We start from the raw sequence: 13,097 nt of genomic DNA on the forward strand, positions 1-13,097 counted from the left end.
TAAACTGTTATTATAAAATCAAAAAATTAAATCATCGAGAAAAACTCTCACTTCACCGAATAAATTTTAAAATGCAAAATATTAGAACCAATTTTGACGTGTAATAATTAATAAAACTAAAAATATGAATGTAGCCATTATCATTATGACCCTTGTTCTGATTATCACTCTTTTTTCGCCATTTGGAGTTTATTATGGTATAAAATTAGCCAAGAAAAAAGACTATCAATCCCATCGTAAAATTCAGAACATTATCTTTATTGTCTGTGTGGTGGGCGTTTTGGCTTTGGAAGGACTTATTAATTCTGCTGGTGGCTCTGGAAGCATCGCATCCGAAAGTGTGTATTACGATACTAAATTTTTTAAATACACCTTATTTTCTCATATTATTGTTGCTTTGTTGACTTATTTAATTTGGTTTGTTTTAATCGTTATTTCCAACATCGGCTACCGCAAAAGTCTTCCCGGCAAATTGTCTAAATTTCATAAGAAAACAGGTATTCTTACTTTCGGAGGACTTGTATATACAGCGGTAACAGCATTGATTGTCTATGTGATGAGTTTGAATTTAATTTAAAGAACTACAACAAACCGATAACAAACGGTTTGCCAAAAGCGGCAATAACTACTTCGATTTAAAGATTTATGTTAAATTTGTAGTTCTTGCTTCGGGCGAAAATTTTACGTTAAAATGCCGCCTTCGGCAAGCCGTAAACCGTTAGCACCAATATTAACAGACGACACGATATCGACAGAAGTGACTGAAATAAAATCAAATATCAAAACGACCATATTTCAAGCGAAAAAACTTTTTGACGAAGGCTATGAATTGGCGTTTCAGACAAAAAAGAAATTAAAACCTTGGGACAAAATTTTTGACTTGTGGAAAACCGCAGCTCTGGCAGGACATACAAGAGCACAATTCTATTTGGGAACTTGTTATGACTTTGGAAATGGTGTTGACAAAGACGTTTCAGAAGCATTTAATTGGTATTTGAAAGCTGCAAAAAAAGGAAAAATGGAAGCTCAATATAACATTGGCTTTTTTTACAAAGAAGGTGAATTAGTAAAACAAGATTATAAAAAAGCAGTTCATTGGTATTCACTTGCGGCAATTCAGGGTGACACTGAAGCTCAAAGGGATTTAGGTTATTGTTACTTTTATGGACAAGGTATAAAACAGGACCTTTCAAAAGCAATTTATTGGTATAAAAAGGCTGCTGGCAAAAATGATGACAAAGCTCTTTACAACTTAGGTTTGTGTTATGAATTTGGAGACGGAGTGACGAAATCAATTCGTTGGGCAAGACATTATTATTTAAAAGCGAGTAAACTTGGACACAGAAGAGCAACTAATAAGTTAAAGAAGTTATGACAGTGGACAGAAGAAATACTGGTGCTAACAGCACCTACCCAAAAGGCGGGGTTTCGTGTTCCAAAGATAGTTTGGTGGTTAATCAAACATTAGATTTTCAAATCAAGTTTTGTGGTAAAAATCCCGCCCTTCGGGTAGCTGCAAACCGTTATGCGGCAGCTTAAAAGACGACACCAAACCAGAAAAATCATCTTGACAACCACCCGACTTTGAACTACGAAGGATGAAATTTTTCAGGGACAACTTCCAGCATTTCCAAAAAACAGTTTACCCATTGACTTGGAGACAAACAAACAATTTGAGCATTAAGGTTTAAACCGAATTTTTCCGAAATTGACCTGACCTGACTTTTCCTGAAAATCGACTTTAAAGCTGTTTTTACAGATAAATCAGGTTTCTCTAACAGACAGGAAATAAATGCTAAGTATTTGGCTTTAAACTTAAAATCAAAAAATAACTGTTTTCTTTTAATGTTTAACAGGGCTGATTTGACAGTTGGCGGTGGAAAGAAACTTTCAGGACCTACCTCATAGACAAGTTTCAAATCAAAAAAAGTATGATAGAAAACGGTATATGGATTGTAAAGCTTCCTCGAAAATAACTTTTGTGTAGGTTCTAACTGAAGGACAATGGAACCTCCCAGAAAATTTCCAAGACTCTCAAACATCAGGATTTTGAAAATATCGGAAGTAATGCCATAAGGAATATTTGACACCACTTTGAAAGGAAATTTCGGAACTGCAAAATTCCTAAAATCACAACCGACAACTTGAACATTTCGGGCATCAGAAAATAATTTTCGTAAATGTTCAACCAAAGCTGTGTCGTTTTCAATAGCAACAACATTGTTGGCGATTTTTAATAAATGAACAGTAAGAAACCCCTTGCCTGCCCCAATATCTAAAACCGTATCCTGATTACTTATATTTGCTTGTCTTATTGCATCTTTTATTAGCACTTTATCAATAGTAAAGTGCTGACCCGTAAAACGAACGGGCAATTTCTTTTTTGTCATTAGTAACTTCTTACAGGTGAATACTTGAATTCAAATCGTGGAGAAGTGAATAGACAGTATTACCCGACAGAGCAACTATGACAACGTAACGCCTTTACAAAAAAGTCGGTACACGAAACCCATAGACTAATTGTCTTGACCTAAAAGAGATTGGAATTTTCAGGACTGCCTATCACTTAGATAGAAGTCCAAGGTCTGCTGAAATACATAATTCAAAAATTGAAATTGCTTGACTGCAAATTTAGTAACTTTGCTTGACAAATTAACGAGAAAGAAGAGAAAATGAAAACCGACCGCATAACATCACCTATACGCAAGCAGGGGTTTCGTGCTTCGTAGGACAGTTAAGTGGTAAATTTAAAGTTCAGTTCTTCGTAGGAAGTTCAGTGGTTAAAATCCCTGCCTGCGTATAGCTGAGAACCGTTGGCAGCAAGGCTAACGGAATCGGCAAGAATAAACATTATGCCATAAATTAAAGTCCGTTTTGACTTGTTGCCGTAAATCGGTAACGGCAAATGGCGGACAAAAAAGCAAAAAACAGTAATTTAACAAAGGCGAAAAATGCAAAAAATGATGAGTTCTATACTCAATATCATGACATCGAAAAAGAAATAAATGCATATCTTGACTATGATGCAAATATATTTCGTGGTAAAACAATCTTATTACCTTGCGATGACCCTGAATGGAGCAATTTTACAAAATACTTCGCTCAAAATTTTGAGAATTTTGGAATAAAAAAATTGATTAGCACAAGCTACGCACCCGATAGCAAAAAATATAAAGGTGGATATCAACCAACCCTATTTGAGACTTCTGACCCAAAATTTGACGAAAAGAAAACAATTACAAAAGGAAAAATATTTACACTTACTCACGATAAAACAGGAGATGGAATAATTGATATAGACGATTTAGAATGGAGCTATTTAAAAGGAGATGGCGATTTTAACAGTAAAGAGATTATTAAACTAAGAGACGAAGCTGATATCATTATAACTAATCCTCCCTTTTCTCTTTTTCGAGATTTTTTTGCGTGGATTGTTGAAGCTGAAAAGAAGTTCCTAATTATAGGAAATATCAATGCAATCACATATCGAGAGTTATTCCCTTTTATTCAACAAAATAAAGTATGGCTGGGTGCGACTAATTTTAATACTGGAATGTATTTTAGAGTACCCAAAGATTTTAAATATGCTAAATCATATAAATTTGAGAAAGAGCAAAATGGGGAAAAAGTAAATCGTGTTCCTGGTGTTTGTTGGTTTACCAATATCGACCATGGAAGACGTCATCAACCTTTGCCTTTAATGACTATGAATGATAATTTAAGGTATAGTAAGCACAAAGAAATTAAGGGAAAAGAATATAGGAAATATGACAATTATGACGCCATTGATGTGCCATTTACGGACTCTATTCCAAGTGATTATGATGGAGTTATGGGTGTCCCTATCACTTTTATAGATAAATATTGTCCTGAGCAATTTGAAATTATTTGGAGAGGGGGAGATATTGAATGGGCTGAAAATGAGTGTGATTTTTTCACACCTCCAAATATCGAGAGGGCTACTGAATATAAGAAACAGGATAAAACTTGGAGGATACAAAATCCCTATCTATTAACAAATGGAAAAGTAAAAACAGTTTATCAACGAATTTTAATCAAAGCAAAAAGATGAAAACAATATTACGAACAGAAATAACTATTAAAGACATTTGTGATGGATTCGTTTACAACGAATTGGAAGGAAAAGGACTTTTTGGATTGTCGGGAAAGCTAACGATACAACCCGAATATCAACGAAATTATATTTACGCAGACGGAAAGCGTGATGTTGCCGTAATCGAGTCAATTTTGAAAGGTTATCCACTTGGTTTAATCTATTTCAACAAAGTAAGTGATGATAATTTTGAGGTTTTGGACGGACAACAGAGAATTACAAGCTTTGGACGATATGTAACTGGAAAATTTGCTATTATTGATGATAATGGTTATCCTCATTATTTCGATAAGTTACCAAAAGATAAACAGCAAATTATTTTAGAAACTAAGCTTTTAATATACGAATGCGAAGGAACAGAAACCGAAATCAAAGAATGGTTTAGAACTATCAATATTGCTGGAGTTCCATTAAACAACCAAGAACTTTTAAACGCTGTTTATTCTGGTCCTTTCGTAACACTTGGGAAAGAAGAGTTTTCAAATTCTCAAAACGCCTATATTCAAAAATGGAGTGCTTATGTTTCGGGAAATGCTAATCGTCAAGACTTTTTAGAACGTGCGTTGGAATGGGTAAGCAAAGAAAACGTAGGCGATTATATGAGCCGACACCGTTTTGATGATAACATAAACGAACTCAAAAACTACTTTAATAGCGTGATTGATTGGATTTCGGCAGTTTTTACGGACGTTGAAACCGAAATGCGAGGTTTAGAATGGGGAAGATTGTATGAAACGTACAGAAAACAGCCTTACAATCCTCAAAAAGTTTCCGAACAAGTTCGGGAACTTTACGCTGACCCTTATGTAAAAAATAGACGTGGAGTTTTTGAATTTATTTTGGGCGGTTCCACCGCCACACAACTTTTAGATGTTCGAGTTTTTGACGAAGCAACCAAAAAAGCCGTTTACACAAAACAAACTGCTGAAGCGGAAGAAAAAGGAATTTCAAACTGTTCACTTTGTGCCATCGGACACGATTCTAATAAAACCAAAATTTGGAATCTAAAAGATATGGATGCCGACCACGTTACAGCGTGGAGTAAAGGCGGTGCAACTGATATTAAAAACTGCGAAATGTTGTGTAAAACACATAATCGAGCGAAAGGGAATAGGTAATGAATAGTACAAAACTGTCAAGTGTTGTGTCGAGAAGATAATCGGAGGAAATTGGGGAAATAATTATTTTAATTTTTTATCTAACTTTATCCAATGTTATAAACATATTGAATATTTTTTTAATTTTTGTTAACAATAAGAAACTAAAGTGCCAAAATGAAGAAAGGAAAGCAAATAATCATCAATCAAATAAGCTATCAACTTATCGAAACAATTGGTAACGGAGGAAGTGCTACTGTCTGGAAAGCACTATTCAATGAAAAAGAATATGCGATTAAGATTATTAATTCGGGTGAAACCAACAAAATAGAACGATTTAAAAATGAAATAGAATTCTGCAAAACCAGTAATAATGAAAATATTATCAAGATAATTGCTGATGGCAAACACAATGGTAAACCTTGTTATGTAATGCCTCTCTACCCTCAAACATTTAGGGATTTGATAAATAAAGAAAAAAATGCTATTAAATTGATCACCCTTATTTTAGAGTTATGCAAAGCATTAAAATACATTCACGGAAAGGATGTTTTTCACCGTGATATCAAACCAGAAAATATCTTAATTAACGGGGATAGTTTAGTATTAGCTGACTTTGGCATCGCCCATTTTAAAGATTTTAAACTTACTAAAAAAGCAGATTTACTTGCGAATCGAGATTATGCATCACCAGAACAAAGAGAAAAAGGTAGAGCCGATAGAATAGAAAAGCATGCTGATATATTTGCACTAGGACTAATAATCAATGAATGCTTCACAAAGCAAAACCCTTCGGGTTCTGATTTTAAACTTATTGCTGATAGTCATCCATTATATGCCAGTCTTGATGATTTAGTAGCTAATATGATACGACAAAATCCCATTGATAGACCAAATATTTATACAGTTATTACAGAAATAAAATACATCCACAATAAAATCAAGAAAAATATAGAAGATATTGCAAACAATCTTAAAGAGCGAACTCAATTCCCAAAAATGAAAGAATCGGTATTAAAAACCGTTATACAAAGAGCAAGTGAAGATATTCTTTTTGGCAAAATGTTATTTACATCAAAATCTGTAGAAGAACTGAGTAAATACAATCATAATTGGCACATGAAAATTGGCTACATGGTAGATGATTTTTTATTCAATCTATATATGCAGGAAAAAATTCACGCTTTGTGTAAAGCAAAGTTTGAATATGAAAGTAGGCGTCATGGAAGAAAAAGTTGGTATGAATCTCTTGATCTAGAAAATGATAGTAACCATAAAATCCTTTATGAGCAAATAAACGATATACTTTTGAGGTATGCTTTGAAAGAAAAAGGGGAGTCTCTTTTTGATTTATCAGGTCAAATTTTGAAATACTTTTCTTCGTGTGCTGATTATCATTGTCAAGAAATTTTAGGAAGCATAAAACAAGAAGAAAAATTTGCACAAGAATACCTTAAAGATACACCGATAATTGCAATTGTACAAACTTTAAAAGATGGTATAATTCATAACATAGAGTCTTTATTAAAAGGGATTGATGGATTAGGAGGGCAATATGACTTTGACTTTATAAAGCATATTTCAATAAATCCAGAACGTATAATGAGCTATCATTACAATGAAGATGATAGCAATTTAATTGATGGTCATTATCAAAAACAAGAAATTCAAATACAAAAGATACTAACTAATTTCCAAAAAGAATGGAAAATCACTTATAATCGGATAAATGAAGAAAAGTTTTCTATAAAATTCGAGACATATAATCAATTTGAAAAGTTTAGAAAATTTGCGTTTGAACTGTCTAAACCTCATTATGTTTTTGAGGGAGATGTGATAGGTATTTTTAGGAAACCAAATTATGTTGGTGATATGGTAGAGTTAAAGTTAGGAACGGCATTTGAAATTTCTAATACTGTTGCAAAAATTATTGGTCAACGAAAAATATACGAGTAATAAAGTATATCAAAGCCCAGACTGCCAACAAACGGCTTGCCAAAAGCGGCAATAACTGCTTCGATTTAAATATTTATGTTAAATTTGTAGCTCTTGCTTCGGGCTAAAATTTTACGTTTAAAATGCCGCCTTCGGCAAGCCGTAAACCGTTGAACTAAACCGACCAAGTCGGTAATTCCCAAAACATTCCATAACTTTTAGATTTCATTTTAAAAATCAAAAAGTTATGGAGAATAAATTTTCCCCAGCCATAGCGCTGTTAAAACGAGAAATGGAGATTCGCAATTACAGCGATTGCTCTGTGAGAAGCTACTGTGAGACTATGCAGGTCTTCGAGTCGTATGCAAACAAGACCTTGGATAAACTGACCAGCGAGGATTTGAAACAATACTTGCATCATTTAGTAAAGTCAAAAAAAGTTTCACCATCTTATATCAATCAAAAGATTAGTGCGTTTAAAATCTACACCGAAGATGTGTTAAAAAAAGAATGGGAACCCATTGCAATAAAACGTCCTAGATTGCCGCGAGAACTACCCGAAATTATTTCCTTGGAAGAAGTTAAATTGATGATTGAGCGTACTCAAAACATCAAACATCGGGTGATGATTATGACCATGTACACGGCAGGATTGCGCAAAATGGAATTATTGCAGTTAAAACCGAAGGACATTGACTCAGAAAACGGTTTTATTATCGTGCGTCAAGGTAAAGGAAAGAAAGACCGAAGAACGATTCTTTCAAAGCAAACCCTAGAGGAATTACGCTATTATTACAAGTGTTTTAGACCAAAAGTTTACTTGTTTGAACCAAATGGGCATCCAGGGAAGAAGATGAGTGTCCGAACTTTTGATAAAGTAATTCATGATGCTGCACAAAGAGCGGGCATCAAAAGAAGAGTAACCCCTCATTTGCTACGACATAGTTTTGCTACCCATCTCTTGGACAAAGGAATTAACCTAAAGATTATTCAATCTTTTATGGGGCATAGTTCTATCCGAACTACTTCGATTTACCTGCATCTTTCAAATGCTAGCTTAAAAAACATTGTCTCACCTTTTGATGATCTTCGCTTATGAAAACAAAGCAAAATAAACGACAAAAAGTAGAGTTGTCCGATATTTTTAGTGAAGTACTCAACAAAGGACTGAATCTGAATGACTTGCATCCTTTTCAAGAAAAAGCATTTCAGGCTATTTTAGCTTGTCGAACAGTAAAACTAGGAGGACATGTTGCAGAGTGCAATCACTGTCATCATTACAGAAACGCCTACAACTCATGTAGAGACAGACATTGCCCGAAGTGTCAAATGACACGAAAAATACAGTGGGTGGATAAACTGAAAAGCAATTTACCAGAAGTGAAGCATTTTCATTTGGTTTTTACCATTCCAGAATCACTCAACAAGTTGTTTTACATCAATCAGCGCATTGCTTATGATAGTTTGTTTAAGGCTGCCAGTCAAGCACTTATGCAATGCGGAGAAAACAACGAGTATCTTGGTGCTAAAATGGGAGGCGTAGCAGTGCTACACACCTGGGGACAAACTATGTCCTACCACCCACACATTCACATGATTGTTCCCTCGGGAGGTTTAACAGAAGACGGCTTTGAATGGGTGCCATCCCATAAAAAGTTCTTTCTGCCAGTGAAAGTTTTAAGTGCTATTTTTCGAGGACTATTGATGAAAACGTTAGAAAAAGAGTATGCTATCGGCAAATTAAAGCTGCCGGATGATATTCAAAATTTTAAGCAAATTAAAGATACTTGTTATCAGAAAAAGTGGGTTGTTTACAGTGAAAAACCTTTTACTACTCCTGATAACATCATCAAATATCTTGGCAATTACACACATCGAGTTGCGATTTCCAATCAACGAATTATCAGTCATAAAAATGGGAAAGTCACTTTTTATTACAAAAACTACAAGAAAGCAGGACTTAAAAGTGTAATGACATTGGATGAATCAGAATTTGTCCGACGATTTTTACAGCACATTCTGCCTTCAGGTCTTTGCAAGGTAAGGTACATTGGTTTTTTAGCTTTGCGACATCTAAAAGAAAACGTAGAGTTATGTGCCACCATAAACAAAAGTGAACGTTTCTTTCCGAAGTATGAAGGCTTAAATGCCTATGAGGTATATCGAGAAATCAAACAGCAAGATCCTTTGCTATGCCCGAAGTGTAAGAAGGGGCACATGGTCATTCGAAAGCCGATAGAAAGGGCGCCTTCGTGACAGTATATTTAGTGAAACGCTCTTTGACTCAAGATAGTTTTTTTTTTAAAACGGGACAAAACCGTAACGGGATAGGTATGTCTTATCGGTAACATATTGTAAAAATAAACGATATGAATGAATGGGGTTTATTCTTTTCAGAGCCCAAAAAAGCAATTAAAAACGCTTTTTCATCATCGAAATATTATTCGAGAGAATACCATGCCCATAGCTCCTAAAACCATCTCAAGCTCAATTATTACTCAGGCTTCGTTCAACTTCATTGTATCATCAATTTTCTTTATTTTAGCTTTATTGGCTTCATTTTCAAAAAAATGGGGATGGGTATTTTTTGTTCCTGATTTTATGTATATTTGAAAGAAAAATAACGATACAATCGTATAGAGTTAGTGGCAACTTGAAAAAACGAAATTCGATGAGATTATTATTCACATTTTTAATTCTAATTTTTTGTACTTATGCAATTGCACAGAACAAAATAAAAGAATTTGAACATTACAATATTTCAGATAAAAAAGACAATATAGATTTCATTGTTCTTAGAAAAAATAAAAATATTAAAAAACCAACCTTACTGTTTTGTCAAGGCTCTCAACCTGTCCCTTTGTTTTTGAAAGACAATAATGACACAATTAATCTGCAATTATCTAACTTCGATTTAGAATATATTAGCGAGGAATATAATTTAGTTGTTGTTTCTCGACCTTTTACGCCAATAATAGTGGATACTTCAGAAATAAATTCAGTGTATAATTATGTTACAGATAAATATAATAATCCTAACTCTTATGATACTTCTTATTTAAAAAGTGATACTAAAGAAATCACTAGTAGAAGAGTAAATAAGGTTTGGGATTTTCTTAAAAAACAAAAATGGGTGGATAAAAGTGAATTTATAATTGCTGGTCATTCCCAAGGTTCAAGAGAAGCCGTAGAAATTGCATCTAACAACAAAGATGTTACTAAAATAGGTTTGTTTAGTTATAGCCCAGACGGAAGGTATCAGGAAACTATAAAACGAAATAGACAAAGAGCAGAAGCTGGAAAAATTTCTTGGGAAGAAGCTGACTCGCTAAATTTAAATTGGTTAGAATATTACAAGAGCACTTTGGTCGATTACGATAAATTAGACAGATTATATTCTTATAGTTGGAAATCATTTAATGAACCTAGTCTTCCAAAATTACTAAAATTGAAAATCCCAATTTATATTGCATATGGTTCGAATGATATTGGCTCAATAAACTGTGATTTATTGCCCTTTCATTTTGCCGAAAAAAACAAAGATAATTTGACCATTAAAAGATACGGAGGATTAGAACATAACTTTTTTGAAATAAACGAAAACAAAGAACCAGTTTATGACAAGCCACATTGGATAGAAGTTATGAATAAATTTATTGATTGGTCTAGAAAGAGCAGCCACTAACACTCGGTTCGGTCGTCAGCCGGGTTAATCGCTTCGTTTTAACATTTTTCGTAAGAAAAAAATTATTAACTTCGTGTCTAAGATTATTGTAAAAATCCGCCCGAACGCCGAGCCGAGGAAACGTTGAACTAAACCGACCAAGTCGGTAATTCCCAAAACATTCCATAACTTTTAGATTTCATTTTAAAAATCAAAAAGTTATGGAGAATAAATTTTCCCCAGCCATAGCGCTGTTAAAACGAGAAATGGAGATTCGCAATTACAGCGATTGCTCTGTGAGAAGCTACTGTGAGACGATGCAGGTCTTCGAGTCGTATGCAAACAAGACCTTGGATAAACTGACCAGCGAGGATTTGAAACAATACTTGCATCATTTAGTAAAGTCAAAAAAAGTTTCGCCATCTTATATCAATCAAAAGATTAGTGCGTTTAAAATCTACACCGAAGATGTATTAAAAAAAGAATGGGAACCCATTGCAATAAAACGTCCTAGATTGCCGCGAGAACTACCCGAAATTATTTCCTTGGAAGAAGTTAAATTGATGATTGAGCGTACTCAAAACATCAAACATCGGGTGATGATTATGACCATGTACACGGCAGGATTGCGCAAAATGGAATTATTGCAGTTAAAACCGAAGGACATTGACTCAGAAAACGGTTTTATTATCGTGCGTCAAGGTAAAGGAAAGAAAGACCGAAGAACGATTCTTTCAAAGCAAACCCTAGAGGAATTACGCTATTATTACAAGTGTTTTAGACCAAAAGTTTACTTGTTTGAACCAAATGGGCATCCAGGGAAGAAGATGAGTGTCCGAACTTTTGATAAAGTAATTCATGATGCTGCACAAAGAGCGGGCATCAAAAGAAGAGTAACCCCTCATTTGCTACGACATAGTTTTGCTACCCATCTCTTGGACAAAGGAATTAACCTAAAGATTATTCAATCTTTTATGGGGCATAGTTCTATCCGAACTACTTCGATTTACCTGCATCTTTCAAATGCTAGCTTAAAAAACATTGTCTCACCTTTTGATGATCTTCGCTTATGAAAACAAAGCAAAATAAACGACAAAAAGTAGAGTTGTCCGATATTTTTAGTGAAGTACTCAACAAAGGACTGAATCTGAATGACTTGCATCCTTTTCAAGAAAAAGCATTTCAGGCTATTTTAGCTTGTCGAACAGTAAAACTAGGAGGACATGTTGCAGAGTGCAATCACTGTCATCATTACAGAAACGCCTACAACTCATGTAGAGACAGACATTGCCCGAAGTGTCAAATGACACGAAAAATACAGTGGGTGGATAAACTGAAAAGCAATTTACCAGAAGTGAAGCATTTTCATTTGGTTTTTACCATTCCAGAATCACTCAACAAGTTGTTTTACATCAATCAGCGCATTGCTTATGATAGTTTGTTTAAGGCTGCCAGTCAAGCACTTATGCAATGCGGAGAAAACAACGAGTATCTTGGTGCTAAAATGGGAGGCGTAGCAGTGCTACACACCTGGGGACAAACTATGTCCTACCACCCACACATTCACATGATTGTTCCCTCGGGAGGTTTAACAGAAGACGGCTTTGAATGGGTGCCATCCCATAAAAAGTTCTTTCTGCCAGTGAAAGTTTTAAGTGCTATTTTTCGAGGACTATTGATGAAAACGTTAGAAAAAGAGTATGCTATCGGCAAATTAAAGCTGCCGGATGATATTCAAAATTTTAAGCAAATTAAAGATACTTGTTATCAGAAAAAGTGGGTTGTTTACAGTGAAAAACCTTTTACTACTCCTGATAACATCATCAAATATCTTGGCAATTACACACATCGAGTTGCGATTTCCAATCAACGAATTATCAGTCATAAAAATGGGAAAGTCACTTTTTATTACAAAAACTACAAGAAAGCAGGACTTAAAAGTGTAATGACATTGGATGAATCAGAATTTGTCCGACGATTTTTACAGCACATTCTGCCTTCAGGTCTTTGCAAGGTAAGGTACATTGGTTTTTTAGCTTTGCGACATCTAAAAGAAAACGTAGAGTTATGTGCCACCATAAACAAAAGTGAACGTTTCTTTCCGAAGTATGAAGGCTTAAATGCCTATGAGGTATATCGAGAAATCAAACAGCAAGATCCTTTGCTATGCCCGAAGTGTAAGAAGGGGCACATGGTCATTCGAAAGCCGATAGAAAGGGCGCCTTCGTGACAGTATATTTAGTGAAACGCTCTTTGACTCAAGATAGTTTTTTTTTTAAAACGGGAC

Annotated in this window: 13 protein-coding genes; 12 read left to right on the forward strand and 1 reads right to left on the reverse strand. The window is 34.6% G+C overall.

Annotated elements, in window-relative coordinates:
* Positions 1-124 precede the first annotated feature (124 nt).
* The 3 genes from M9897_07410 (at position 125) to M9897_07420 (ending at position 1,539) form a co-directional block, all read left to right on the forward strand.
* Entirely contained in the window at positions 125-577 is a 453-nt protein-coding gene (locus M9897_07410) for a DUF420 domain-containing protein (protein ID MCO5268705.1), read from the forward strand.
* A 114-nt stretch (positions 578-691) separates the two neighbouring features.
* Complete coding sequence (locus tag M9897_07415) at positions 692-1,375, forward strand: sel1 repeat family protein (protein ID MCO5268706.1); 684 nt, start codon at positions 692-694, stop codon at positions 1,373-1,375.
* Complete coding sequence (locus tag M9897_07420; GenBank protein ID MCO5268707.1) at positions 1,372-1,539, forward strand: hypothetical protein; 168 nt, start codon at positions 1,372-1,374, stop codon at positions 1,537-1,539. The genes M9897_07415 and M9897_07420 overlap by 4 nt, the downstream gene beginning before the upstream one ends.
* A gap of 50 nt (positions 1,540-1,589) precedes the next feature.
* Here the strand turns inward: M9897_07420 and erm(F) are convergent, their stop codons facing one another.
* Positions 1,590-2,390 (reverse strand): 23S rRNA (adenine(2058)-N(6))-methyltransferase Erm(F), encoded by an 801-nt coding sequence (gene erm(F), locus M9897_07425; GenBank protein ID MCO5268708.1) that lies wholly within the window; start codon positions 2,388-2,390, stop codon positions 1,590-1,592.
* 515 nt (positions 2,391-2,905) lie between these two features.
* Between erm(F) and M9897_07430 the strand changes: the two genes are divergently transcribed.
* From M9897_07430 to M9897_07470, 9 genes are all read left to right on the forward strand, one after another.
* A complete protein-coding gene (locus tag M9897_07430) occupies positions 2,906-4,072 on the forward strand; it encodes an adenine-specific methyltransferase EcoRI family protein (protein MCO5268709.1) in 1,167 nt (388 codons plus the stop codon).
* The gene (locus M9897_07435; protein MCO5268710.1) at positions 4,069-5,232 is read left to right on the forward strand and encodes a DUF262 domain-containing protein; all 1,164 of its coding nucleotides are present in this window, start codon (positions 4,069-4,071) and stop codon (positions 5,230-5,232) included. Before M9897_07430 ends, M9897_07435 begins: the two co-directional genes overlap by 4 nt.
* A gap of 156 nt (positions 5,233-5,388) precedes the next feature.
* Positions 5,389-7,167: a serine/threonine protein kinase gene (locus M9897_07440; protein ID MCO5268711.1), complete on the forward strand. Its 1,779-nt coding sequence runs from the start codon at positions 5,389-5,391 to the stop codon at positions 7,165-7,167.
* 226 nt (positions 7,168-7,393) lie between these two features.
* A complete protein-coding gene (locus tag M9897_07445) occupies positions 7,394-8,245 on the forward strand; it encodes a site-specific integrase (GenBank protein ID MCO5268712.1) in 852 nt (283 codons plus the stop codon).
* Positions 8,242-9,402, forward strand: a complete 1,161-nt coding sequence (locus M9897_07450; GenBank protein ID MCO5268713.1) for an IS91 family transposase — start codon at positions 8,242-8,244, stop codon at positions 9,400-9,402. The genes M9897_07445 and M9897_07450 overlap by 4 nt, the downstream gene beginning before the upstream one ends.
* Before the next feature lie 117 nt (positions 9,403-9,519).
* Positions 9,520-9,759 (forward strand): hypothetical protein, encoded by a 240-nt coding sequence (locus M9897_07455; protein ID MCO5268714.1) that lies wholly within the window; start codon positions 9,520-9,522, stop codon positions 9,757-9,759.
* Positions 9,760-9,817: 58 nt separating this feature from the next.
* A complete protein-coding gene (locus M9897_07460) occupies positions 9,818-10,831 on the forward strand; it encodes a hypothetical protein (protein MCO5268715.1) in 1,014 nt (337 codons plus the stop codon).
* A 200-nt stretch (positions 10,832-11,031) separates the two neighbouring features.
* Entirely contained in the window at positions 11,032-11,883 is an 852-nt protein-coding gene (locus M9897_07465) for a site-specific integrase (protein MCO5268716.1), read from the forward strand.
* Positions 11,880-13,040, forward strand: coding sequence for an IS91 family transposase (locus M9897_07470; GenBank protein MCO5268717.1), 1,161 nt, complete (start codon positions 11,880-11,882; stop codon positions 13,038-13,040). Before M9897_07465 ends, M9897_07470 begins: the two co-directional genes overlap by 4 nt.
* The last annotated feature ends 57 nt before the right edge of the window (positions 13,041-13,097 follow it).

The organism is Brumimicrobium sp. (assembly GCA_023957385.1).
In the GTDB taxonomy this organism is placed as follows: Bacteria; Bacteroidota; Bacteroidia; order Flavobacteriales_D; family Crocinitomicaceae; genus Brumimicrobium.

What these genes read in the sequence shown, in the direction of transcription:
- M9897_07410 (MCO5268705.1), top strand. Translation starts at nt 125, where the DNA reads ATGAATGTAGCCATTATCATTATGACCCTTGTTCTGATTATCACTCTT.
- M9897_07415 (MCO5268706.1), top strand. Translation starts at nt 692, where the DNA reads ATGCCGCCTTCGGCAAGCCGTAAACCGTTAGCACCAATATTAACAGAC.
- M9897_07420 (MCO5268707.1), top strand. Translation starts at nt 1,372, where the DNA reads ATGACAGTGGACAGAAGAAATACTGGTGCTAACAGCACCTACCCAAAA.
- M9897_07430 (MCO5268709.1), top strand. Translation starts at nt 2,906, where the DNA reads ATGGCGGACAAAAAAGCAAAAAACAGTAATTTAACAAAGGCGAAAAAT.
- M9897_07435 (MCO5268710.1), top strand. Translation starts at nt 4,069, where the DNA reads ATGAAAACAATATTACGAACAGAAATAACTATTAAAGACATTTGTGAT.
- M9897_07440 (MCO5268711.1), top strand. Translation starts at nt 5,389, where the DNA reads ATGAAGAAAGGAAAGCAAATAATCATCAATCAAATAAGCTATCAACTT.
- M9897_07445 (MCO5268712.1), top strand. Translation starts at nt 7,394, where the DNA reads ATGGAGAATAAATTTTCCCCAGCCATAGCGCTGTTAAAACGAGAAATG.
- M9897_07450 (MCO5268713.1), top strand. Translation starts at nt 8,242, where the DNA reads ATGAAAACAAAGCAAAATAAACGACAAAAAGTAGAGTTGTCCGATATT.
- M9897_07455 (MCO5268714.1), top strand. Translation starts at nt 9,520, where the DNA reads ATGAATGGGGTTTATTCTTTTCAGAGCCCAAAAAAGCAATTAAAAACG.
- M9897_07460 (MCO5268715.1), top strand. Translation starts at nt 9,818, where the DNA reads ATGAGATTATTATTCACATTTTTAATTCTAATTTTTTGTACTTATGCA.
- M9897_07465 (MCO5268716.1), top strand. Translation starts at nt 11,032, where the DNA reads ATGGAGAATAAATTTTCCCCAGCCATAGCGCTGTTAAAACGAGAAATG.
- M9897_07470 (MCO5268717.1), top strand. Translation starts at nt 11,880, where the DNA reads ATGAAAACAAAGCAAAATAAACGACAAAAAGTAGAGTTGTCCGATATT.